This window comes from Bradyrhizobium jicamae (genome assembly GCF_018130695.1).
Taxonomy (GTDB): Bacteria; Pseudomonadota; Alphaproteobacteria; order Rhizobiales; family Xanthobacteraceae; genus Bradyrhizobium; species Bradyrhizobium jicamae_B.
Genome location: NZ_JAFCJX010000033.1, coordinates 69,474 through 91,253 on the forward strand (window position 1 = coordinate 69,474; position 21,780 = coordinate 91,253).

The 21,780-nt window shown below is 65.4% G+C and carries 20 protein-coding genes; 10 read left to right on the forward strand and 10 right to left on the reverse strand.

Annotated features, from left to right (window positions below; translation table 11 throughout):
- Nucleotides 1-57: 57 nt before the first annotated feature.
- Nucleotides 58-894 (reverse strand): uracil-DNA glycosylase, encoded by an 837-nt coding sequence (locus tag JQ604_RS34540; protein WP_212365222.1) that lies wholly within the window; start codon nucleotides 892-894, stop codon nucleotides 58-60.
- 138 nt (nucleotides 895-1,032) lie between these two features.
- On the opposite strand from JQ604_RS34540, the gene JQ604_RS34545 reads away from it, so the two are divergent.
- From JQ604_RS34545 to JQ604_RS34555, 3 genes are all read left to right on the forward strand, one after another.
- Nucleotides 1,033-2,694 carry an electron transfer flavoprotein-ubiquinone oxidoreductase gene (locus tag JQ604_RS34545; RefSeq protein ID WP_212365223.1) on the forward strand — a complete coding sequence of 554 codons (1,662 nt, stop codon included), beginning with the start codon at nucleotides 1,033-1,035 and terminating at the stop codon, nucleotides 2,692-2,694.
- 311 nt (nucleotides 2,695-3,005) lie between these two features.
- Nucleotides 3,006-4,787 (forward strand): tetratricopeptide repeat protein, encoded by a 1,782-nt coding sequence (locus JQ604_RS34550; RefSeq protein ID WP_212365196.1) that lies wholly within the window; start codon nucleotides 3,006-3,008, stop codon nucleotides 4,785-4,787.
- A 233-nt stretch (nucleotides 4,788-5,020) separates the two neighbouring features.
- Complete coding sequence (locus tag JQ604_RS34555; RefSeq protein WP_212365197.1) at nucleotides 5,021-5,911, forward strand: 4-(cytidine 5'-diphospho)-2-C-methyl-D-erythritol kinase; 891 nt, start codon at nucleotides 5,021-5,023, stop codon at nucleotides 5,909-5,911.
- Between the two features lie 892 nt (nucleotides 5,912-6,803).
- On the opposite strand, the gene JQ604_RS34560 is transcribed toward JQ604_RS34555, so the two are convergent.
- From JQ604_RS34560 to JQ604_RS34575, 5 genes are all read right to left on the reverse strand, one after another.
- The gene (locus tag JQ604_RS34560; protein ID WP_212365198.1) at nucleotides 6,804-7,574 is read right to left on the reverse strand and encodes an exodeoxyribonuclease III; all 771 of its coding nucleotides are present in this window, start codon (nucleotides 7,572-7,574) and stop codon (nucleotides 6,804-6,806) included.
- A gap of 30 nt (nucleotides 7,575-7,604) precedes the next feature.
- A complete protein-coding gene (alr, locus tag JQ604_RS34565) occupies nucleotides 7,605-8,933 on the reverse strand; it encodes an alanine racemase (protein WP_212365199.1) in 1,329 nt (442 codons plus the stop codon).
- A 150-nt stretch (nucleotides 8,934-9,083) separates the two neighbouring features.
- Nucleotides 9,084-10,589, reverse strand: coding sequence for a replicative DNA helicase (locus JQ604_RS34570; protein WP_212365200.1), 1,506 nt, complete (start codon nucleotides 10,587-10,589; stop codon nucleotides 9,084-9,086).
- 303 nt (nucleotides 10,590-10,892) lie between these two features.
- Nucleotides 10,893-11,015 carry a hypothetical protein gene (locus tag JQ604_RS41935; RefSeq protein ID WP_283818047.1) on the reverse strand — a complete coding sequence of 41 codons (123 nt, stop codon included), beginning with the start codon at nucleotides 11,013-11,015 and terminating at the stop codon, nucleotides 10,893-10,895.
- Nucleotides 11,016-11,381: 366 nt separating this feature from the next.
- Nucleotides 11,382-12,632, reverse strand: coding sequence for an SAM-dependent methyltransferase (locus tag JQ604_RS34575; RefSeq protein ID WP_212365201.1), 1,251 nt, complete (start codon nucleotides 12,630-12,632; stop codon nucleotides 11,382-11,384).
- 261 nt (nucleotides 12,633-12,893) lie between these two features.
- Here JQ604_RS34575 and JQ604_RS41750 point away from each other — a divergent pair, with 261 nt between their 5' ends.
- The 3 genes from JQ604_RS41750 to JQ604_RS34590 all read left to right on the forward strand — a co-directional run bounded on the left by JQ604_RS41750 (nucleotide 12,894) and on the right by JQ604_RS34590 (nucleotide 15,144).
- Nucleotides 12,894-13,988 (forward strand): hypothetical protein, encoded by a 1,095-nt coding sequence (locus tag JQ604_RS41750; RefSeq protein WP_249159095.1) that lies wholly within the window; start codon nucleotides 12,894-12,896, stop codon nucleotides 13,986-13,988.
- Between the two features lie 89 nt (nucleotides 13,989-14,077).
- Nucleotides 14,078-14,683 (forward strand): TetR/AcrR family transcriptional regulator, encoded by a 606-nt coding sequence (locus tag JQ604_RS34585; protein WP_212365203.1) that lies wholly within the window; start codon nucleotides 14,078-14,080, stop codon nucleotides 14,681-14,683.
- Nucleotides 14,680-15,144 carry a PaaI family thioesterase gene (locus JQ604_RS34590; protein WP_212365204.1) on the forward strand — a complete coding sequence of 155 codons (465 nt, stop codon included), beginning with the start codon at nucleotides 14,680-14,682 and terminating at the stop codon, nucleotides 15,142-15,144. Before JQ604_RS34585 ends, JQ604_RS34590 begins: the two co-directional genes overlap by 4 nt.
- A 42-nt stretch (nucleotides 15,145-15,186) precedes the next feature.
- Here JQ604_RS34590 and rplI read toward each other — a convergent pair whose 3' ends face one another.
- The 4 genes from rplI to rpsF all read right to left on the reverse strand — a co-directional run bounded on the left by rplI (nucleotide 15,187) and on the right by rpsF (nucleotide 17,664).
- Complete coding sequence (gene rplI / locus JQ604_RS34595) at nucleotides 15,187-15,786, reverse strand: 50S ribosomal protein L9 (RefSeq protein ID WP_212365205.1); 600 nt, start codon at nucleotides 15,784-15,786, stop codon at nucleotides 15,187-15,189.
- A gap of 54 nt (nucleotides 15,787-15,840) precedes the next feature.
- The gene (locus tag JQ604_RS34600) at nucleotides 15,841-16,800 is read right to left on the reverse strand and encodes a DUF2232 domain-containing protein (RefSeq protein ID WP_212365206.1); all 960 of its coding nucleotides are present in this window, start codon (nucleotides 16,798-16,800) and stop codon (nucleotides 15,841-15,843) included.
- Nucleotides 16,801-16,926: 126 nt separating this feature from the next.
- Nucleotides 16,927-17,166: a 30S ribosomal protein S18 gene (gene rpsR / locus JQ604_RS34605; protein WP_044536455.1), complete on the reverse strand. Its 240-nt coding sequence runs from the start codon at nucleotides 17,164-17,166 to the stop codon at nucleotides 16,927-16,929.
- Nucleotides 17,167-17,172: 6 nt separating this feature from the next.
- Complete coding sequence (rpsF, locus tag JQ604_RS34610; RefSeq protein ID WP_212365207.1) at nucleotides 17,173-17,664, reverse strand: 30S ribosomal protein S6; 492 nt, start codon at nucleotides 17,662-17,664, stop codon at nucleotides 17,173-17,175.
- Nucleotides 17,665-18,019: 355 nt separating this feature from the next.
- Between rpsF and JQ604_RS34615 the strand changes: the two genes are divergently transcribed.
- The 4 genes from JQ604_RS34615 (at nucleotide 18,020) to fabG (ending at nucleotide 21,634) form a co-directional block, all read left to right on the forward strand.
- Nucleotides 18,020-18,724 (forward strand): TetR/AcrR family transcriptional regulator C-terminal domain-containing protein, encoded by a 705-nt coding sequence (locus tag JQ604_RS34615; protein WP_212365208.1) that lies wholly within the window; start codon nucleotides 18,020-18,022, stop codon nucleotides 18,722-18,724.
- Nucleotides 18,721-19,746 (forward strand): fatty acid desaturase family protein, encoded by a 1,026-nt coding sequence (locus JQ604_RS34620; RefSeq protein ID WP_212365209.1) that lies wholly within the window; start codon nucleotides 18,721-18,723, stop codon nucleotides 19,744-19,746. Before JQ604_RS34615 ends, JQ604_RS34620 begins: the two co-directional genes overlap by 4 nt.
- A 172-nt stretch (nucleotides 19,747-19,918) precedes the next feature.
- Nucleotides 19,919-20,872, forward strand: a complete 954-nt coding sequence (gene fabD / locus JQ604_RS34625; protein WP_212365210.1) for an ACP S-malonyltransferase — start codon at nucleotides 19,919-19,921, stop codon at nucleotides 20,870-20,872.
- A gap of 24 nt (nucleotides 20,873-20,896) precedes the next feature.
- On the forward strand, nucleotides 20,897-21,634 hold the full coding sequence (fabG, locus tag JQ604_RS34630) for a 3-oxoacyl-[acyl-carrier-protein] reductase (protein ID WP_212365211.1): 738 nt from the start codon (nucleotides 20,897-20,899) through the stop codon (nucleotides 21,632-21,634).
- The last annotated feature ends 146 nt before the right edge of the window (nucleotides 21,635-21,780 follow it).

Sequence of the window (21,780 nt, forward strand, 5' to 3'; positions counted from 1 at the left end):
ACCATTCGCGGCGTGCTCGTGATGGTCGGTACGCTTTGCTTTGCCGACCCTACAAGATTACGTCGTCGTCGCCTGCAGCGCCTTCGCAATCGCGCGCAAATCCAGCCACGTCATCTTCTTGTACGACGGCGAGCGCAACAGATAGGCCGGATGGAACGTCGCGATGGCGCGGATGCTGCGCGTGCCGGTGTCGTAATCGAACCATTTGCCGCGCGTGCGCATGATGCCTTCGCGCGTCGACAAGAGCGCCTGCGTCGAGGGATTGCCGAGCGTCACCAGCACGTCGGGGTTCACGAGCTCGATCTGGCGCTGGATGAAGGGCAGGCAGACCTGCGTCTCCTGCGGCGTCGGCGTGCGGTTGCCGGGCGGCCGCCAGGGAATCACGTTGGTGATATAGGCTGAGCGGCGATCGAGCCCGATCGCCGCGATCATGCGGTCGAGCAGCTTGCCGGAGCGGCCGACGAAGGGCAGCCCCTCGATATCCTCGTCGCGGCCGGGCGCCTCGCCGACGAACATCACGCGCGCTTCCGGATTGCCGTCGGCGAACACCAGTTTCGTCGCCGTGTGCTTCAGCGCGCAGCCATCAAATGTTTCCAGCAGTGATCGCAGCGCCTCGAGCGTCGGCGCAGTGCGCGCGGCCTCGCGGGCCGAGGCGATCGCGGTCTCCGGCGCCACGGTGATTTCGCTCCGCGGAACGGCCGGCATCGGCGGTGGCGCCGGACGCAGCGGATTTTGCAGCACGGGGCGCGTCGCGGCCGCAGCCGGGACAACTGCCGGAACCGCATCGACCTCCGCCAGGCGGTCGATCGGCTCGTCGCCGAGCGCGCAATCGACCCCGGCCTCGAGGTAAAAGGCCAGCAATTCCTTTAATGTAGGCGCGGGTTCGGGCATCACGGTCATGATATCGGCAATCTAGGACGGATCGCGTCAGCGCGAAACCGCCCGAAGCGCAATTCCATGGTTGTCCTTCCGCCAAAAATCGGAAACAACGACCGTGAAAAGCTTAGAAGCGTTCTCAAGGGCTGAGACCAGATCATGAGTGAAGAACTCCCTCCGCGCGAGTCCATGGAATTCGACGTCGTCATCGTCGGCGCCGGCCCCTCGGGCCTGTCGTCCGCGATCCGGCTCAAGCAGATCAATCCTGATCTCAACATCGTCGTGGTGGAGAAGGGCTCCGAGGTCGGCGCGCACATCCTGTCGGGCGCGGTGATCGATCCGATCTCGCTCGACAGACTGATTCCGGATTGGCGCGAGGACCCGGACTGCCCGCTGAAGACGCAGGTCAAGGACGACCACTTCTACTGGATGTTCGGCGACAACCGCATCAAGCTGCCGAACTTCGCGATGCCGTCGCTGATGAACAATCATCACTGCTACATCGGCTCGCTCGGCAATGTCTGCCGCTGGCTGGCGCCGAAGGCCGAGGCGCTCGGCGTCGAGATCTATCCGGGCTTTGCCGCGGCCGAAGTGCTCTATGACGACAAGGGCGCGGTGCGCGGCATCGCCACCGGTGACATGGGCATCGCCAGGGACGGCTCGCACAAGGATTCCTTTACCCGCGGCATGGAGCTGCTCGGCAAGTACACGCTGTTCGCCGAAGGCGCGCGCGGCTCGCTGTCCAAGCAGTTGATCGCCAAGTACCAGCTCGACGCCAAGAGCGAGCCGGCGAAGTTCGGCATCGGCTTGAAAGAGGTCTGGCAGATCGATCCGGCCAAGCACAAGAAGGGCCTGATCCAGCACTCCTTTGGCTGGCCGCTCAACAATTCCACCGGCGGCGGCTCGTTCCTGTATCACTACGACGACAACCGCGTCGCGGTCGGCTTCGTCGTGCATCTCAACTACGACGATCCGTACCTGTCGCCGTTCGATGAATTCCAGCGCTTCAAGACCCATCCCTCGATCCGCGACGTGTTCGAGGGTGGCAAGCGTCTCGCCTACGGCGCGCGCGCCATCACCGAAGGCGGCTACCAGTCGGTGCCGCGCCTGACCTTCCCGGGCGGCGCGCTGGTCGGCTGTGCTGCGGGCTTCGTCAACGTGCCCCGCATCAAGGGCGTGCATAACGCGATGGGCACCGGCATGCTCGCTGCCGAGCACGTCGCGGCAGCCCTCGCCGAAGGCCGCGCCAATGACGAGGTGGTGTCTTACGAAAACGCCTGGCGCGATTCCGCCGTCGGCAAGGACCTGTTCACGATCCGCAACGTCAAGCCGCTGTGGTCGAAGTTCGGCACGCTGCTCGGCGTTCCCCTCGGCGCGCTCGACATGTGGACCAACTCCCTGTTCGGCTTCTCGCTGTTCGGTACGATGTCGCACACCAAACCCGACCGCAAGACGCTCGATCCGGCCAAGCAGCACCAGCCGATCGTCTATCCGAAGCCCGACGGCAAGATCTCCTTCGACAAGCTGTCGTCGGTGTTCCTCTCCAACACCAACCATGAGGAAGACCAGCCGGTCCACCTCAAGGTCGCCGACCTCAACCTGCAGAAGACCTCCGAGCATGACGTGTTCGCAGGTCCCTCCAACCGTTATTGCCCGGCCGGCGTCTATGAGTGGGTCGAGGAGTCCTCCGGGCCGCGTTTCCAGATCAACGCCCAGAACTGCGTCCACTGCAAAACCTGCGACGTAAAGGATCCCAACGGTAACATCACTTGGGTTCCGCCGGAGGGCGGCGGCGGCCCGAACTACGAGGCGATGTAATCTGCCGGTAATGTTAGGGTGCTCTCGGGCACATCTGCGTGAGATAACCCCGGGCCTCCCCGGGGTCGTCCGCGCCCGGCCACGATACCGCCACAGTACAAGCGTTTTGCGGTACTTGCGGGTTCAATTGGCGGCGTAAAGGCCTAATCTGCCAATCGATTCGCCAACCCGTATCCTTGCGGTTGAACCCCAAAAGCGGCATTGTCGCGGGCCGTGATGCCGCCGCTTGGGTTCGCATGCGAGTGATCGCAGGAATGCAGGAATCTTGGCCGAAAATCCTCTGCCGTCATCCTTGGAGCAAGGCGACCGTGATGCTTTCCACCCGTTTCAACCGCCTGACGATCGCAATCCTCGCTGTGGCTGCGCTGTCGGCGCCCGGCCAGCTGTCGGCGCAAACGCCCGAGCATACCGCCGACAATGGCGCGCAATTCCCGAGCAAGACCGATCTGAAGTCGCTGACCACCGCCGGCAGCTATCTCGCCGCGCGGCATGCCAGCGTCGAACGCGACGCGACCTCGGCTGCGGCCTTCTACCGCTCCGCGCTGCGCACCGATCCGAAGAATAGCGAGTTGCTCGACCGCGCCTTCATCTCCTCGCTCGCCGACGGCGATATCGACGAGGCGGTCAAGCTTGCCGATCGCATCCTGACCCAGGACAAGGCCAATCGCGTCGCGCGCCTCGTGGTCGGCGTGCGCGATCTCAAGGCGAAGAAATACACCGCCGCGCAAGGCAACATCAACCAGTCGATCCGCGGCCCGATCACCGACCTGGTCGCCACGCTGCTGTCGGCCTGGGCGAGCTACGGCGCCGGCGATGCCAAGACCGCGGTCGCCAACATCGACAAGCTGACCGGGCCGGAATGGTACCCGATCTTCAAGGACCTCCATGCCGGCATGATCTACGAGCTCGCCGGCAAGGAGAAGGATGCCGGCGCGCGGCTCGAGAAGACCTACAAGCTCGACGACACCTCGCTGCGCACGGTCGAGGAATATGCGCGCTGGACCTCGCGCAACAAGGACGCCGCCGCTGCGACCGCGATCTACGAGGCGTTCGACAAGAAGCTGCCGCGTCATCCGCTGATCGTCGAAGGCATCAAGGAGACCAAGGCCGGCAAGAAGCTGCCGCCGCTGGTTGAGTCGCCGCAGGCCGGCGCGGCCGAAGCGCTCTACGGCATCGGCACCACGCTGACCCGCCGCGGCGGCGAGGACCTCGCACTGGTCTATCTGCAGCTCGCGCTCTATCTGCAGCCGAACCATCCGATGGCGCTGCTCTCGCTCGCGGACCTCTATGAATCCGTGAAGAAGCCGCAGATGGCGATCAAGATCTACGAGCGGATGCCGGCGTCCTCGCCGCTGAAGCGCAACGCCCAGATCCAGCTCGCCACCAATCTCGACTCCGCCGACCGCAGCGACGAGGCGATCAAGATCCTCAAGGATCTCACCGCGGAATCGCCGAAGGACATCGAGGCCATCCAGGCGCTCGGCAATATCGAGCGCGGCCGCAAGAAATTCGCCGACTGCGCCAATACCTATTCGCAGGCGATCGACGCGCTGTCCGCCGGCGACAAGAATGCCTGGGTCACCTACTACTATCGCGGCATCTGCGAGGAGCGCTCCAAGCAGTGGAACAAGGCCGAGGCCGACATGCGCAAGGCGCTGGAGCTGCAGCCCGAGCAGCCGCATGTGCTGAACTATCTCGGCTATTCCTGGATCGACCAGGGCGTCAATCTCGACGAGGGCATGAAGATGATCAAGCGTGCCGTCGATCAGCGTCCCGACGACGGCTACATCGTCGACTCCCTCGGCTGGGCCTATTACCGCATCGGCAACTACGAGGAGGCGGTGAAGAACCTCGAGCGCGCCATCGACCTGAAGCCCGAGGATCCCACCATCAACGACCATCTCGGCGACGCCTATTGGCGGATCGGCCGCACCCTGGAAGCCAAGTTCCAGTGGGCCCATGCGCGCGACCTCAAGCCGGAGCCGGAGGAGCTGCCGAAGATCCAGGCCAAGCTCGACAACGGCCTGCCGGAAACGCCGGCGGACAATGTCGCCGTCGAGAAGAAGAAGGACGACGACGGCAAGGGCGGCTAGAGCCGCCCGCTCGGTCCATTCCCTCTCCCGCTTGCGGGGGAGGGCGAGGGTGGGGGTCTCGCAACGGGCGAGACTGTTCGCGTGGAGAAAGCCCCCACCCGGATTGCATCTCCGATGCAATCCGACCTCCCCCGCAAGCGGGAGAGGTGAAGCGAGAAACAAAGGGATAGGATCGGGCGGCGATTTCCTGTAATCGCATCCCGATCCATTTGTTTTTATAGGGGTTTGTCGCCGTGCCGGCGCTTGTTGAAGAGGGACGTGCCAAGGTCAATCTGACGCTTCGGGTGGTGGGGCGTCGGGTCGACGGCTATCACGACCTGGAAAGCGTGGTCGCGTTCGCCGATTGCGCCGATCGACTGACGCTCGAGCCCGGCGACACGTTGTCGCTGTCCATGACAGGCCCGCTGGCGGAGGCCTGCGGCGAGACCTCGGACAATCTGGTGCTGAAGGCGGCGCGCCTGCTCGGCGAGCAGGTCGCGGACCTCCGGGTCGGTCATTTCACGCTGGAAAAGGTGCTGCCGGTCGCAGCCGGCATCGGTGGCGGCTCGGCGGACGCCGCCGCGGCGCTGCGGCTGCTCGCCCGGCTCAATGAACTGTCGCTCGATGACGACCGCATCCGCGACGTCGCGCTGAAGACCGGCGCCGACGTGCCGGTGTGCCTGGCCTCGCACGCCTGCGACATGACCGGCGTCGGCGAGAACCTGCTGCCGCTGGCGCTGCCGCAGCTGCCCTGCGTGCTGGTCAATCCGCGCGTGCCGGTCGCCACCAAGAACGTCTTCAAGGCGCTCGGCCTGCGCAATGGCGAGCTCCTGACCGGCGTTGTCGACGTCATGATGCGGTCATCGGCGGCCTGGCCGGAGGAGGGCGACGCGGTTGCCGACTGGATTGACGCACTCGCCGGCGGCACCAACGATCTCGAAGCTCCCGCCGCCCGCATCGAGCCCGTGATCAGCGACGTGCTGTCGGCGCTCCGCAATGCCAAAGGCGTCCGCCTTGTGCGCATGTCCGGTTCCGGCGCCACCTGCTTTGCGATCTTCGCAACGGACGCCGACGCACAAGCCGCCGGCGAAAAACTCCGCAGCGCCCAACCCGGCTGGTGGGTGCATGCGGGGACGCTGAGCTAGCTCAGCGTGGCGGAAGCGGGCCCAGCGCGACGATTTGTTCGCTGGCCCGCTCGTTCACCCGTGCATATTCCTCCACTACCTTTCTGAACAGGCCGGCATCGATCTGCGCGATGACGCCGTGCCGCGGCGCGGAGATAGAAGTACATATGAGGGACTTGTCGGCGGGAAGGAAGATCGCGGGTGGGCTTGCCCGGCTGCCGCGCGGGGGGGCCGATCGGTCGTCCCCGGCCCGTACCGCTGAGTAGCCCGACGGCGCAAGGCCGCCAAGCAAAAATATTCCTCTTTACACGAACTTCCGATTATGCTAACAATGCCCCGTCTCACCCGACACGAGGGGCGCTCGCGAACGCCACGAACGTGGGTGACGATGCGGTGGCCGCTGAGCGTGCGACAGGCGTGTGTGCGCAAGGCGGACGGCGAAGTCGTGTGGGCCTGCCGCCCCGATGTTGGTGGCAAGCACGCGAAAGGCCCAAAGCCGATCGCGGATGATGGTGGCACAAAAGCAGAGTCTCACCAGGGCGAGCACGTATAAGCCGTAAAGCCATCGCGCAGGGAAGGCCGGATGCCTCCGCCGAACCTGTATGCTCGTGCGCGCACTCTTTTGTGCACATTGCGCACGGGACCGCGGGTGCGGCGCGCACCCGGTCTTCCCTGCGCCCTCGCTATCGAGCGAGGGCGGAACGAGATGGAAAACTCGGACAAATCATGTCGCGAGAATGCGAAACTATGTCCTCGGTGTCATCGCCCGCCTTGTGCGCACTTGCGCACTGGAGCGGGCGACCCAGTACGCCGCGGCCCATCGGCACAATCACAACCGCCTCTGGAATACTGGATCACCCGCATGCGCGGGTGATGACACCGCGGATGTGGCGGCGTCGCGACCTGTGATCGTTCACTTCAACACCACCCAGGCCGGCGCGTGATCGCTCGCACCGTCCTCACCGCGCACCTTGCGATCGACACCGGCCTTGACCAGTCGCGATGCCACGGCGGGACTCAGCAGCAGATGATCGAGCCGCAATCCGGCGTCGCGTGGCCAGCGGTTGCGCATGTAGTCCCAGAAGGTGAACATCGGCTCATCCGGATGCAGCGTGCGGATCGCGTCGCACCAGCCTTGCTCGACCAGCGCCTTGTAAGCGGCGCGGCTCTTCGGCTGGATCAGTGCGTCCTTGTCCCAGGAGCGCGTTGGGTAGATGTCGAAAGGCGTCGGCGCGACATTGTAGTCTCCGGCAAGCACGACCGGCACATCCTGCTTCAGCAGTTTCGCCGCGTGCGCGCGCAGCCGCTTGAACCAGGCGAGCTTGTAGTCGAATTTCGGCCCCGGCTGCGGATTGCCGTTCGGCAGATAGAGGCTGGTGACGATGACGCCGCGCACCGCGGCCTCGATATAGCGCGCCTCGTGATCCCCGGCGTCGCCGGGCAGGGCGGTGCGCGTCAGCACCGGCTCGGCGTTGCGCGCCAGGATGGCAACGCCGTTCCAGCTCTTCTGGCCGCGCCACACCGCGCCATAGCCGGCCTTCTCGATCGCAGCAGCCGGGAATTCGGCGTCGGTCGCCTTCAACTCCTGCAAGGCGACGACGTCGGGTTTTGCCGCCTTCAGCCAGCGCAGCAGGTTCGGCAGCCGGCGGTTGACGTTGTTGATGTTGAAGGTCGCGATCTTCATGCGGGCTTGGGATCGCGAGGTTCGTGTCCGTCAGTTGGATGTCGGCGGCAATGGCGGCGGCGCTGCCACGACCGGCTCGATCGGCGGCGGCGCCGAAGCCGTCGGTTCGACGAGCGGCGGGGAGGATGGCGCGCCGGTCTCGGCGGGTGCCTCGGCCGATGGCGGCGCAGCGATGCGTTCAACCAGCGGCACGATTTCGCCGCCCTTGTAGATGCGGTGGAATCGGCGGCCGAGGCTGGTCAGCACCTCATAGCCGATCGTGCCGAAATGATGCGCGATCTCGTCGACGGTGATGCCTTCGCCGATCAAGGTCACCATGTGGCCGCGGCGCGCGGCGTTTTTTTCGAGGTCGGTGATGTCGACCGCGATCAGGTCCATCGACACGCGGCCGGCGATCGGGCAGCGCTTGCCGGCGACCACGACCTCGGCGCCGCGGGTGCCGTCATTGGCGCTGGCGGCGCGGAAATAGCCGTCGGCATAGCCGGCCGCGACGATCGCGAGTCTTGTCGGCCGCCGCGCCGTCCAGGTGCCGCCATAGCCCACGGTCTCGCCGCGCTCGATGTTGCGGACCTGGATGATGCGCGCCTTGAGGTCGACCACGGGCTGCATCGGGTTGTCGGCTTCCGGCGTCGGGTTGACGCCATAGAGGGCTGCGCCCGGGCGCACCATCTCGAACTGGAATTGGGCGCCGAGGAACACGCCCGAGGAATTTGCGAGCGCGGCCGGCACGCCCGTGAACAGGCTCGCGATCTCGCGGAAGTTCGTCAGCTGCTTGGCGTTCGCGGGACTGTTGAGCAGTTCGGCGGAGGCGAGGTGGCTCATGACCAGGGTGATGCCGTGGTCGCCGGCATTGATACGGGGGATGATGCCCTGCGCCTCGCTCAAGGTGAGGCCGAGCCGGTTCATGCCGGTGTCGATATGAACAGCCGCACCCCCGGACCAGCCGGAGCGGCGGCAGTACACGTCCCATTCGGCGAGCTCGTTGAGGTCGCCGATGACAGGCTTGCAGTCGATCTTGGCGTAGCTGTCGCCGGTGTTGGGGAAGAAGCCGCCGAGCGAATAGACCGTCGCGCTCGGCACCGCCGCGCGGACCACCGCAGCTTCCTCGACATTGGCGACGAAGAAGGTCTTGCAGCCGGCCTTGGCGAGCGCCTGCGACACCCGCTCGGCGCCGCAGCCATAGGCATTCGCCTTGACCACCGCGGCGCACTCGGCCGGCACCGCGGTTTTCTCGAGCTTGCGCCAGTTGGCGATGATGGCGTCGAGATCGACGGTCAGGATCCCCGTGGCGGAGGCATGCTGCGCCAACAGGTTCGCTTCGGGCGAGAGCTGCGATTTCGGATCGGTTGCGATGTTCATGCGCCAGTTGTACGCGGCGCGCTGGCCGCGTTCAACCGCGTCTGGCTAGCAGAGCGTTTTCGAGCGAAGTGGACACCGGTTCGCGTGAAGAAAACGCGTCAAAACAAGAATCTAGAGCCCCGTTCCGATGCAATCGGAACGGACAGGGCTCTAGTAGTGGCCACGATCCGGAACCTGACCGTCGGGCGCGAGGTCGCCGAAGCGGGTGACGCTGGCTTCGAAGTGCAGTTCGACGGTGCCGGTCGGGCCGTGGCGCTGCTTGCCGATGATGACTTCGGCCTTGCCATGGGCGAGGCCCATTTCCGTCTGCCACTTCTCATGCTCCGGCGTGCCGGGCCGGGGTTCCTTGTTCGCGAGATAGTATTCCTCGCGATACACGAACATCACGACGTCGGCGTCCTGCTCGATCGAGCCGGATTCACGAAGGTCGGAGAGCTGCGGCCGCTTGTCGTCGCGGTTTTCAACCTGGCGCGACAGCTGCGACAGCGCGATGACGGGCACGTTCAGTTCCTTCGCCAGCGCCTTCAGGTTGGTGGTGATCTCGGTGATTTCCTGCACGCGGTTGTCGTTGCCCTTCTTGCCCGAGCCCTGCAGCAGCTGGATGTAGTCGATCACGATCAGATCGAGGCCCTTCTGCCGCTTCAGGCGGCGGGCGCGCGCGGTGAGCTGCGAGATCGAGAGACCGCCGGTTTCGTCGACATAGAACGGCAGCGACTGCAGCTCGATCGAGCAGTCGCGGATCTTCTCGAAGTCGAGTTCGGAGATGCCGCCGCGGCGGATATGGCTCGAGGGGATGCCGGTGCGTTCGGCGAGAATACGGGTGGCGAGCTGCTCGCCGCTCATTTCGCAGGAGAAGAAGCCGACGCAGCCGCCGTTGATGGCCTTGGTGGTGCCGTCCGCCTGCACCTCGCCGACATAGGCCTTGGCGATGTTGTAGGCGATGTTGGTGGCGAGCGAGGTCTTGCCCATGCCGGGACGGCCGGCGAGCACGATCAGGTCCGACGGCTGCAGGCCGCCCATGCGGGCGTCGAGGTCGCGCAGGCCGGTCGAGATGCCCGACAGTTTTCCGTCGCGCTGGAACGCCTTGGCGGCCATGTCGACCGCGATCGTCAGCGCCTGCGAGAATTTCTGGAAGCCGCCGTCGTAGCGGCCGGTCTCGGCCAGCGAGTAGAGCTGCCGCTCGGCGTCCTCGATCTGCGCGCGCGGCGCGAAGTCGACCGGCGCGTCATAGGCGACGTTGACGATCTCCTCGCCGATCTGGATCAGGTTGCGGCGCAGGCTGAGGTCGTAGACGGTACGGCCGTAGTCCTGGGCGTTGATGATGGTGGTCGCTTCGGCGGCGAGGCGCGCCAGGTATTGAGCGACCGTCATGCCGCCGATGTCGGTATCGGCAGGCAGGAAGGTCTTCAGCGTCACCGGATTGGCGATCTTGCCCATCCGGATCAGCGAGGCCGCGGTCTCAAAGATCGTCTGGTGCAGCGGCTCGAAGAAATGCTTCGGCTCCAGGAAGTCGGAGACCCGATAGAAGGCGTCGTTGTTGACCAGGATTGCGCCCAGAAGGCCCTGTTCCGCTTCGATATTGTGCGGCGCGCTCCGATAGGCGGGGGTTCCCGCATCGGGCGCAAGCTGGTGGACGTTCGAATCAACCAAGGCCATGGACAAGCTTATTCTTCAAATTTCGTCGGGACTGGGATCGTCGGATACGGGGCGGCGATAAAGCGCCAGCGCTCCGCGAAGCGAAAGCACAGATGTGCCTTATGCACGATTCCCACAACACGCTGTGTGAATCGTCGCGCGCAGCCCAGCAATCCCCTTGACGGGTTTCATCGGGAATCGGGCAGGGCGCGCGCGCCGGTGCGGCCTACGCTCAAGATGGTTAGGAAATCTTTGAGACGGCCTGAACCTTTTGGCGGGCCATGCGACCCATCCAAGGACGAGATTGGTGTTCGCCAGGGTTTCTCAAAGCAGGATGAGAAACACCAGCGCAATCAAGGCGGCGGCCACGCCCGTAGCAATCAAGGCGTAGTCGGTCGCGATATCGCGTTGCGGGTCGAACATCGATTGGTAGGTCTTCGGGGCCATGGCGGTGATCTACGCCAGACTGCGACGGACCTTTGTGAAGCAGATCACATCTACCGCAGTTTCTTTGCGGCATGGTGGCGGGAACGTTCAGGCGGACGGCGCGTTGTACCGACAAGACAGGACGATGGCTCAGCAACTCCAGACATCCCCAGCGAGGGAGTGGGCATTGAAGGGCGGCGACCGGCGATGGCTGGCGGCGCTAGTCGATGCCATGGAGGAGGCGGCCCGTTCGGACGTCCGCAGCCGGCCCTTCGAGCCCACCCTGATCGCCGCCGTATCAGCCCATTTGGCTCGCCCCGCCTCAGCGCCGACCTATTACGGTTCCGCCTACAGCCTGCGGAACTGAATCCTCCTCGGATTTGCTTGCTACTCGCCGGCCAGTTGCAGCCGCGGCCGTGTCTTGCGTTCGCGGGCTCGCAGCCGCGTCTCCTCACGCACGATGTAATCGCGGGTGATCGGCACGACGCCCTGCCGCTTGGTGAGCTGGAGCTGAACGTTCATCATGTTCTGCTGCCGGAACGACATTTCCGAGGCTGCCAGGTAAAATTCCCACATCCGCGCAAAGCGCTCGTCATAGAGACGGACTGCTTCCTCGCGCCGCGCCATGAAGCGCTCGCGCCAGGCCTTCAGCGTCTCGGCGTAATGCAGCCGCAGGATCTCCATGTCGCAGACCAGCAGGCCGGCCTTCTCGATCGCCGGCATGATTTCAGACAGTGCGGGAATGTAGCCGCCGGGGAAGATGTATCTGGTGATCCAGGGGCTGGTGACGTCAGGGCCCGTCGAACGCCCGATCGTGTGCAGCACCATCACACCGTCGTCGCTGAGCAACTCGGCACAGCGCCTGAAGAAGGTTTCGTAGAAGGCGACGCCGACATGCTCGAACATGCCGACCGAGACGATGCGGTCGAACGGACCGGGGATGTCGCGATAGTCCCTGAGCAGGAAGCGCGCCGCCCGCTCCAGGTGCTGCTCGGCTGCACGTGCGTTCGAGATTTGCAGCTGCTCGGTCGACAGCGTCACGCCGGTGACATCGGCGCCGGTCATGTCAGCAAGATAGAGGCCGAGGCCGCCCCAGCCGGAGCCGATGTCGAGCACGCGGTCGCCCCGCTTGAGGAGCAGCTTTGCGGCGAGGTGTCGTTTCTTGGCAAGCTGCGCATCGTCGAGCGTCATGTCCGGCGATGTGAAATAGGCGCAGCTGTATTGCTTGTCGGCGTCGAGGAAGAGCGAGTAGAGCCGCCGGTCGAGATCGTAGTGGTGGGCGACATTGTCGCGGGAGCGGCTGCGCAGATTGAGTTGCCGTGCCCGTCGGCCGAGATAGCGCAGCCACCATTGGACGCGCGCCCATCGTGGCACCATGTCCGGCTGGCCCATGAAGATCGCCAGCGCATCCGCGATCGAGCCTTGCTCCATCACGAAGCTGCCATCCATGTAGGCTTCGCCGAGATGAAGCTCCGGATTGAGCAGGATCTGCCGTTCGGCTCTCGCAGTTGTGAACCGCGCCGCGATCGGTGGGCCGCTGCGGTCGCCGCAGGTGAACTTCATCCCGCTCGCGGTCGTGAAAGTGATCGAACCGCGGCGAATGAATTGCCCGAGGAAATACCGCAACAAGCGGTCCATGGCGGCACCAACCGAATGCCCGACCCGTTACACCGACGTTTCACCGAAACGATTGTTCCAATGAAGCTCAAGATGAAGTTAAGCAGGCACTCACCGCTGCGCTATTGCGCTGGAGTCAAAGCCGATATTCCAAAACATGACAATCACGTGGATGCGGCATAGATGCGCTTCCATTCGAACGATAATCGGCTAAAAGGTGCCCGCCGCGGCCGGGTCGCACGATCCGGGCGGCGATTTTTCCGGATCTGGAGATCACAGGGCATGTTGAGCCGAGCGCTCTCTCTAGCGACGGTGACGTTTCTGATTGGCTGCTTTTCAGCCCAATCGGCGCACGCGCAGGTAACCAACCTCGAGGCCGGCAAGAGCCCGTCGCAGATTTTCGCGGGCACCTGCAGCGCCTGCCACAAGAGCCCGCGCGGCCTGATGAAGACCGTCGGTGCCTCGTCGCTGCCGAGCTTCCTGCGTCAGCACTACACCACCTCCAGTGACATGGCCTCGATCCTCGCCGGCTATCTCGTGTCCAACGGTGCGAACGATCCGCGCTATCAGGCCAAGGATCAGCCCAAGGGAGCCAAGGAGGGGGCCAAAGAGGGCGCGAGGGACGCCAGGCAGGAAGCGCGTCAGTCCGGACCGGAGCAGCAGCAGGAGCGCACTGGCCGCCGCCAGCATCAGCAGGGTGGGCAGGAAGCCGCGCGTCCTGACGCGGACGGCATGGCGCCGCAAGGCGAGGGTCATCCCGGCCAGAAGGGCAGGCGTGTGGCGCGCCCGAGCGAGCCCGAGGGACAGGTGCCGGCGGCCGAAGGCAAGCCAGATCGGAAGCACAAGCTCGGTCGGCACGGCAAGCCCGTCGAGGAGCCGGGCAAGCCGGACGATGCTGCCAAGAGGGAGCCGGCGAAGGACGAGCCGAAGAGCCAGACCGCCAAGACCGATTCCGCGTCCAAGCCTGAGGGCGAGGGCGACAAGGCCGCGGGCAAGCCCGCGGACGCCAAGCCCGCTGACGTCAAGCCTGCTGACGTCAAGCCTGCTGACGTCAAGCCTGCCGAGGACAAGCCCGACACCACCGCCAAGGTCGACGCGCCGAAGGCGACCGGCGGCAGCGAATCGACGCCGCTGCGCCCCGATCCGGTGCCCCCTGTCACGCCAGCACCGCCGGCCGCCGCCGCTCCGGCTGCATCGCCGTCACCGGCCGCTGCGGCGCCCGCAGCCCCGGCCAGCCCGCCCGCGCCGCCCTCTAACACGGGTGTCGCCGTACCGCTGCCCGCAACCCCGCTCCCGACGACGGCGGCTGCACCGCTGGCCCCGGCAGTACCTTTCGGCGCGCCCGCCGGATCGCCGGAAGCTCCGGCCTCCAAGTAACTCCATGAAGAACCCATCCGAGTGGCCGTAAACGTTTGACTATCGCTAGAGTAAAACTCTAGAGTAATGATCCAGAGGAGACGAGCAGGGTGACCACGGCGCGAGAAGATCTGCTGGCAGCGGGATTGGCCGTGTTCGACCGCGACGGCTTCGAGGGCGCGACGGTCGCTGCCATCCGCACCCGGGCGCGCGCCTCCAACGGCAGCTTTTTCCACTTTTTCGCCTCGAAGAAAGCACTCGCCGGCACGCTCTTCCTCGACATCCTGCAAAGCTATCACGCTGTCATCATCACCTCGGTCGATGCCAACTGCGGCGCGCGCGAGGGCGTGGCGCGGCTGATCGGCGCGCATCTCGACTGGGTTGTGAACAACAGACGCGAGGCGCGCTTTCTGTTCGAGATCTCGCGCAGCGAATGGAGCGAGGAGGTGCGCGGCGCGCAGCGCTCCGAGAATTCAAAATTGGCCGAGGGCATCGAGCGCTGGCGCGCACCACTGCTCGCGCGCGGCGAACTGCTGCCGATGAGCGCGGTGCTGTTCTTCAGCCAGATCATCGGCCCCGCGCAGATCTTTTGCCGCGCCTATCTGTCGGGTCGCGACCGCAGTGATCCGCGCGAACAGATCGAGACGCTGATTGCATGCGCGATCCGCGCGGTGGTAGCGCCGGGCGCGTCGCAACAGACGGGAGCAGTATCATGACCGAGCAGGCTGATCCGGAATTTGCGCCGATCGCAACGCGGATTCGCGACAATGTCGGCCGCCAGGGATTCATGGGGCTGGTCGGCGCCGAGCTATCCGAGCTTTCGCGCGGGACCTGCACGCTCGCGGTCGATCGCAGGCCGGAGCTGCTGCAGCAGCACGGCCTGTTTCACGGCGGCGTCACGGCGTTCCTCGTCGACAATGCCACGACGATCGCGGCCGCGACCTCGCGCGGCCAGCCTGCGCTGACGGCGGAGTACAAACTGAATTTGCTGTCGCCGGCGTCAGGCGATCGCCTGATCTGCCGTGCGCGGGTGATCAAGCCGGGGCGGCAAGTCGCGGTCGTCGCGGCCGATGTGTTCTGCGTCACCGATGGCGCGGAGAAGCACACGGCGACTGCGCTGGCGTCGATTGCGATGCTCGATGAAAAGGCGGCGGCCAAAATGCAAAGCCCGGCCTGATCGGCCGGGCTTTGTCGTTGTGTGAACGATGGAGAAAGAAGCTTACTTCTCTTCCGCAGCCGGCGCCGGCTGCTCGTCGTCGTGCTGGGCTTCCGGATCGAAGAACTCGCCGGCAGCGGCGAGCGCCTCGGCGGCGGCGTCCTGGTCTTCCTGGCGGGTCGAGATGTCCTCGCCGCGCTTGATGCGCTCGGCTTCGTCGGCGCTGCGGGCGACGATCACGCTGACGGAGGTTTCGACCTCGGGATGCACGGCGATGGTGATCTTCTGCTGGCCGATCGCCTTGATCGGCGAGTCCAGCCAGACCTGCGGGCGCGCCACGGTGATGCCGTCGGCGGCCAGCGCCACGACGATGTCGCGCACCGAGACGGAGCCGAACAGCTGGCCGGATTCGGAGGCCTGGCGGATGATGATGATCTCGCGGCCGTCGATCTTCTCGGCGACCTTGGCGGCTTCGCCCTTGGCCTTGATGTTGTTGGCCTCGAGCTCGGCCTTCATGCCGTCATACTTGGCGCGGTTTGCGTCGGTGGCGCGCAGCGCCTTGCCGCGCTTGAGCAGAAAGTTGCGCGCAAAGCCGTCCTTCACTTTGACGACTTCGCCCATCTGGCCGAGCTTGGCCACGCGTTCCAGCAGAATGACTTCCATTTTCGGTCTCCTTTGAGTGTGCAGTATTTCGATTTGAGTGGATTGTTAGAAACTTCAGGCAACAGGCAGCGGCGGCGGCCGGCTGCGCAGATAGCGCTGGCGAAGGCCGAACACGGCATCGGCGATGCCGAGCACGATCAGCGCGACGATCGGCCAGGTGAAGAGCACCGTGATCGCGTAGGTCGCCGCGAGCCAGAAGGCGCGGCCGTTGAACGACAGCGTCACCGTGTGCAGCACGGCGAAGCCGATCAGCGCATAGGCGATCATCAGCGCGGTCGCGACGATCTGCGCCAGCATCGCAAACAGTCCGCCGACGAAGCTGAGGCCGATTGCGGCCGACAACGCGGCGAGCGTCATCGGCGGCAGCATGGTGCTGCGCAGATCCGGCCAGGGCCGGTGCAGGCGGCCCGAGGTCTGCGTCACCTTGCCGGCGAGCCAGAGGTTCAGCGTCAGCGTCAGCATCGCCACGATGGTGGCAGCGACCGGGGCGATGATGACCAGCGCGTCGACGAGCCGCTCGACCTCGCCGCTGGCGATGCTGCCGTCGCGCGGACTGAGCACCTTGAGCAGGCCGCGGCGCAATGTGGCGGAGATGGTGTCGGCGTCGGTGCCGAGCGTGAGCAGCGCACCGACCGTCGTGAGAACGGCGAACGCCGCGATCCAGAGCATGATGCGGCCGACCGGATACCATTCGATATCAGGCGCGGCGCCCTGATCGGCGGCAGCAACGGGACGTCCGAGCAGCGCGAGATGGCCAAGCCACCAGCCGGGCAGGGCAACCATGACGGCGAAGGCGATGGCGTAGGGGATACCGAAGATTGCGCCGAGCGTCGATGCGGCGGCGACGCCGCCGATGGCCGCGGCAAGCGGTCCCCAGCCGAGCGCCGTCACCATCAAGGGCAGCGGCGCGAGATAGAACAGCAAAAGCGAGATCAGCGCGCCCGATATGATCGAGGCGAACATCAGGGCCGACGCAGCGCCGCCGGCAATGGCAATGATGAGAATTGCGATCATCAGCTGTCCCGCCCCCTTCGAGCGGTTAGAGGTTCGCTTGGAACCCCAACCATCGGCGACCGGACGACCCGGAAGCCTTATGACAAATGGCGATCGGCGGCGCGGACGTCGCCGATCGAAACAGGCTTAGCGAATGACGTAGGGCAAGAGGCCGAGGAAACGCGAGCGCTTGATGGCGCGGGCGAGTTCACGCTGCTTCTTGGCGGACACGGCCGTGATGCGGCTCGGCACGATCTTGCCGCGCTCGGAGACGTAACGCATCAACAGCTTGGAATCCTTGTAGTCGATCTTCGGCGCATTCGCGCCCGTGAACGGGCAGGACTTGCGGCGACGGAAAAACGGACGGCGGGCGCCAGCTTCAGCCATGATTCTTTACTCCTCGGTCGCTGCGTCTTCATCGCGCGGACGGCGCGGGCCACGGTCGCCACGGAAGCCACCGCCTTCGCGGTCGCCACGGAAACCACCTTCACGATCGCCACGGAAGCCGCCTTCGCGGTCACCACGGAAACCACCGCCGCGGTCATCGCGCTCGCGATCACGGTCGGCCTTGCGCATCATCGCCGACGGGCCTTCCTCGTGCTCTTCGACGCGCACGGTGAGGTAACGGATGACGTCTTCGCTGATCCGCTCCTGGCGCTCGATCTCGGTGACGACAGCCGACGGAGCGTCGATGTTCATCAGCACGAAATGCGCCTTGCGGTTCTTGTTCATGCGGTAGGTGAGGGAGCGCACGCCCCAATTCTCGGTCTTGGTGACCTTGCCGCCGCCTTGCTCGACGATTCCCGTCATCTGGGTCGTCAGCTCTTCCACCTGCTGGGTGCTCGCGTCCTGACGCGCGAGGAAAACATGCTCGTAAAGAGGCATGGGTGTCCTTTCCTTGTGTTGGCGCGGTCCCCGGCGACAAGCCCTTCGAGACCTTCGGAAAGGACTCGATGTTGCTCAGAAGGCGGAAGCACGGGACGACGGGCCGACCGGCCCTGCCACATCAAATCAACAAGTGAATTCGCTGAGACCGTCCGTTCAGCTCCCGGCCGGGACCCACGGATGAAGGGCCTTATAAGGATTTTGGCCGGGATGGCAAGGGTTGTGGGCGCGATTTGGCGCAGGAGGCTCATGCTGGCCGGCGGCACCCGGCGCCAGGAGGCTGGCCCGGTCAAGGGTGCATTTTCCCGGTTGATTTATTTGTTTGTATGACATACAAGTAATTCAGGAGACGATCATGGCACCCGAATCCGTGTCCGAACCGGCTGCGACCGACCCCAAGCACGCGGTGCGCGCGACCCGCTCCGCCGGGCGCAAGATGCGCTCGCTGCTGCTGGACGCCGCGAGCCGGCTGTTCCGGGAGCGGGGGCTGTCCGGCACCTCGATCTCCGACATCGCGGCGGCCGCCGACGCCTTTCCGAGCCAGATCACCTATTACTTCCGCACCAAGGAAGCGCTGTTCGTCGAGACCGCCTGCCGCGACATGCTGTATCTGGCGCGCGCCACCGAGCAGGCGGCGCTGACCGCCTGCACGCCACGCGATTACACGCATGCGCTCGCTGAGACAGTGACGGCGACGGATTCGGTGGCCTTTTTCGCCGAAGCGCTGACGCTGACACGAAGGCGGCCGGATCTGGCGCCGCTGGTCGAGCGCACCATCGAGCGGCTGCACAGCGAGGGCGCGCGCGCCTATGCCGGACAGGTCGAGCGGCACGGCTGGCGTTCGCTGCGTGCGCCGGAGGAGAGCTCGCGCAGATTCTGGGCGGTTGCGATCGGTGTGATCGTCGAAGGTTACGCGATGGGCCGTGCGGCCGATGAGATGTGCAGCGAGTTGCTGCGCGCGCTCGGCGAGCAGGCGACATCGACAACGGACAATGCGCGGCTTCGCCTCGTCGGCGAGCGCGCAAACACCACCGAAACGGACGGGGAGACCAACTCATGACCGCGCTGCGCATGCGTGCCCGTGATTTCCTGACCGAGGATGAACTGGTTGCCGTCCGCGAACGCGTCACATGGAAGGGCGTCGCGCTGATCGTGCATGCCTGGGCGCTGATCCTGGGTGCGATCGCGCTGGTCGCGTGGTGGCCGAATCCGCTGACCTATCTGTTGGCGGTGGCCATCATCGGCTCGCGCCAGCTTGGGCTTGCGATCCTGATGCATGATGGCGCGCATGGTTGCCTGTCGGCTGATGAGAAAACCAATCTAACGCTGAGCCAGTGGTTCTGCGCCTATCCGATTTTCGCCGAGACCCGCGGCTATCGCCGCTATCATTTGCAGCATCACGCGCGCACGCAGCAGGAGGATGATCCCGATCTCGTGCTGTCGGCGCCGTTCCCCATCACCAAGCTCAGCTATCGCCGAAAATTCTTCCGCGACATCACCGGGCAGACCGGATACCAGCAGCGCAAGGCGCAATTGCTCAATGCGCTCGGACCGAAGGAGTGGCCACTCGCACGCCGCGCGGCGCATTTCTGGGAGAAGCTCGGTCCGCAATGCGTGACCAACGCCGTGCTGTTTGCGGGGTTGGCTGCGGCCGGCGTGTGGTGGGCCTATCCGTTGCTGTGGCTGGTGCCGCTGCTCACCTGGATGATGGTGATCACCCGCATCCGCAACATCGCCGAGCACGCCGTGGTGCCCGACAGCGCCGATCCCCTGCGCAACACCCGCACCACGCACGCGAACGTCCTCGAGCGTCTGTTCATCGCGCCCTACTACGTCAACTACCACCTCGAGCATCATCTGCTGTTCTACGTGCCCTGCTACAACCTGCCGCGCGTCCACCGCATCCTCAGCGCCAGCCGGCATGCCGAGCGCATGGAGGTGCAGCCGGGTTACGCCGCCGTGTTGCGCCTTGCGACCGCCAAGCCCAACCGGGAGGATCGGCCGGGGCAACTGGTCAACAGCGCGCGCCGTGCCCGGTCCGGTGCCGAGGTCAACGCCGACCAGAATGCGGGCGGATTCTAGCCTCAGCGGCCGCCCGGCATCCCCAGGGTTCCCTCGCACAGCTTGACATTGCGGCCTCAGACGGTGTCTTACGGCCCGGTCCACGGCATAGCCCGGACCCGCCGAGGCGCTTTTTGCGCGACGCGGACACCAATTTCCCGCAAAGTTAGGCTGAACAAGGTAGGGAGCGCCGATGACGGCAGCATTCACGTTTCCCGGGCAGGGCTCGCAGGCGGTTGGTATGGGCAAGGCCCTGGCCGAGGCCTTTCCCGCCGCCAAGGCGGTTTTCGACGAGGTCGACGCCGCGCTCGGCGAGAAGCTGACCGCGATCATCTGGGGCGGCCCGGCCGAGACGCTGCAGCTCACCGAGAACGCCCAGCCGGCCTTGATGGCGGTGTCGATCGCGACGCTGCGTGTGCTCGAGACCGAAGCCGGTTTCTCCGTCGGCCGCGATGCCGCCTTCGTCGCCGGTCACTCGCTCGGCGAATATTCGGCGCTGGCCGCCGCGGGCAGCCTGACCGTCAGCGACACCGCGCGCCTGCTGCGCACCCGTGGGCTCGCGATGCAGAAGGCCGTGCCGGTCGGCGCCGGCGCGATGGCTGCGCTGCTCGGCCTCGACTATGAGGCCGCTGTCGCGGTCGCGCAGGAAGCCGCCCAGGGCCAGGTCTGCCAAGCCGCCAACGACAATGGCGGGGGACAGGTCGTGGTCTCCGGCGACAAGGCGGCGGTCGATCGTGCCGTCGAGATCGCCAAGACCAAGGGCGCCAAGCGCGCGATGCTGCTGCCGGTCTCCGCACCCTTCCATTGCAAGCTGATGCAGCCGGCTGCCGACGCGATGGCCAAGGCGCTTGCCGACGTCACGATCAAGGCGCCGGCCGCGCCGCTGGTCTGCAACGTGCTGGCATCCGCCATCAGCGATCCCGACGAGATCCGTCGCCGCCTGGTCGAACAGGTCACGGGCACCGTGCGTTGGCGCGAGTCGGTGGCCTACATGGCCGGCCAGGGCGTGACGCGATTTCTCGAGATCGGCGCCGGCAAGGTGCTGAGCGGCCTCGTCAAGCGTATCGCGGACGGTGCGGTCGGCGTGTCCGTCGGTGGTCCGAATGACATTGCCGCGGCCAAGGACGCGTTGGCGGCTTCGAAGTAAGCCGCCGGGTAAGGAGAATTTTCGATGTTCGATTTGACAGGCAAGACCGCGCTCGTCACCGGCGCGACCGGTGGCATCGGCGGCGCGATTGCGCAGGCGCTGCATGCGCAGGGCGCGACCGTTGCGATCTCCGGCACGCGGCGTGAGGTGCTTGATGCTTTCGCCGCCAAGCTCGGCGAGCGCGTTCACGTGCTGCCGTGCAACCTTTCCAGCAAGGACGACGTCGAGGCGCTGGTGCCCGCGGTGGAAGCCGCGATGGGGCAGGTCGACATTCTCGTCGCCAATGCCGGCATCACCCGCGACAATCTGTTCGTGCAGCTGCGCGACGAGGATTGGGACGACGTCATCGCGGTCAATCTGACTGCGACGTTCCGCCTCGCGCGCGCCGCCACCAAGCTGATGATGCGTAAGCGCTTCGGCCGCATCATTGCGATCACCTCGATCGTCGGCGTCACCGGCAACCCCGGCCAGGGCAACTACACCGCATCGAAGGCCGGCATCATCGGCCTGATCAAGACGCTGGGTGCCGAATATGCGAAACGCGGCGTCACCGCCAACTGCATCGCGCCGGGTTTCATCAAGACGCCGATGACGGACGCGCTCAACGACAAGCAGCGCGAGACCATCCTGACCAAGGTTCCTGCGGCGCGGCTCGGAACGCCCGAGGACATCGCTGCGGCTGCGGTCTATCTAGCCTCCAACGAGGCCGGCTACGTGACCGGGCAGACGATTCACGTCAACGGCGGAATGGCCATGTTTTGAGCGCCTTACCGGCTCTCGCAATGCGGCGAAAGGCCGTTTCCGGCAGCCGGGGCAGGCGTGTAGTCAAGGCTTGGGAAGTATGATAGCTGAACCCCCCGCGGATGGGCAAAGAACGCCATTGCAGGATTTTGAAACCCTGTATATTG

Bases quoted from the DNA above. Each gene is read 5' to 3' on its own strand.
- JQ604_RS34570 (WP_212365200.1), bottom strand. From the start codon at position 10,589: ATGGCCTTGGTTGATTCGAACGTCCACCAGCTTGCGCCCGATGCGGGA.
- rpsR (WP_044536455.1), bottom strand. From the start codon at position 17,166: ATGGCTGAAGCTGGCGCCCGCCGTCCGTTTTTCCGTCGCCGCAAGTCC.
- JQ604_RS34615 (WP_212365208.1), top strand. From the start codon at position 18,020: ATGGCACCCGAATCCGTGTCCGAACCGGCTGCGACCGACCCCAAGCAC.
- fabD (WP_212365210.1), top strand. From the start codon at position 19,919: ATGACGGCAGCATTCACGTTTCCCGGGCAGGGCTCGCAGGCGGTTGGT.
- JQ604_RS34620 (WP_212365209.1), top strand. From the start codon at position 18,721: ATGACCGCGCTGCGCATGCGTGCCCGTGATTTCCTGACCGAGGATGAA.
- JQ604_RS34550 (WP_212365196.1), top strand. From the start codon at position 3,006: ATGCTTTCCACCCGTTTCAACCGCCTGACGATCGCAATCCTCGCTGTG.
- JQ604_RS34600 (WP_212365206.1), bottom strand. From the start codon at position 16,800: ATGATCGCAATTCTCATCATTGCCATTGCCGGCGGCGCTGCGTCGGCC.
- rplI (WP_212365205.1), bottom strand. From the start codon at position 15,786: ATGGAAGTCATTCTGCTGGAACGCGTGGCCAAGCTCGGCCAGATGGGC.
- alr (WP_212365199.1), bottom strand. From the start codon at position 8,933: ATGAACATCGCAACCGATCCGAAATCGCAGCTCTCGCCCGAAGCGAAC.
- JQ604_RS34560 (WP_212365198.1), bottom strand. From the start codon at position 7,574: ATGAAGATCGCGACCTTCAACATCAACAACGTCAACCGCCGGCTGCCG.
- fabG (WP_212365211.1), top strand. From the start codon at position 20,897: ATGTTCGATTTGACAGGCAAGACCGCGCTCGTCACCGGCGCGACCGGT.
- JQ604_RS41935 (WP_283818047.1), bottom strand. From the start codon at position 11,015: ATGGCCCCGAAGACCTACCAATCGATGTTCGACCCGCAACGCGATATC.
- JQ604_RS41750 (WP_249159095.1), top strand. From the start codon at position 12,894: ATGTTGAGCCGAGCGCTCTCTCTAGCGACGGTGACGTTTCTGATTGGC.
- JQ604_RS34575 (WP_212365201.1), bottom strand. From the start codon at position 12,632: ATGGACCGCTTGTTGCGGTATTTCCTCGGGCAATTCATTCGCCGCGGT.
- rpsF (WP_212365207.1), bottom strand. From the start codon at position 17,664: ATGCCTCTTTACGAGCATGTTTTCCTCGCGCGTCAGGACGCGAGCACC.
- JQ604_RS34590 (WP_212365204.1), top strand. From the start codon at position 14,680: ATGACCGAGCAGGCTGATCCGGAATTTGCGCCGATCGCAACGCGGATT.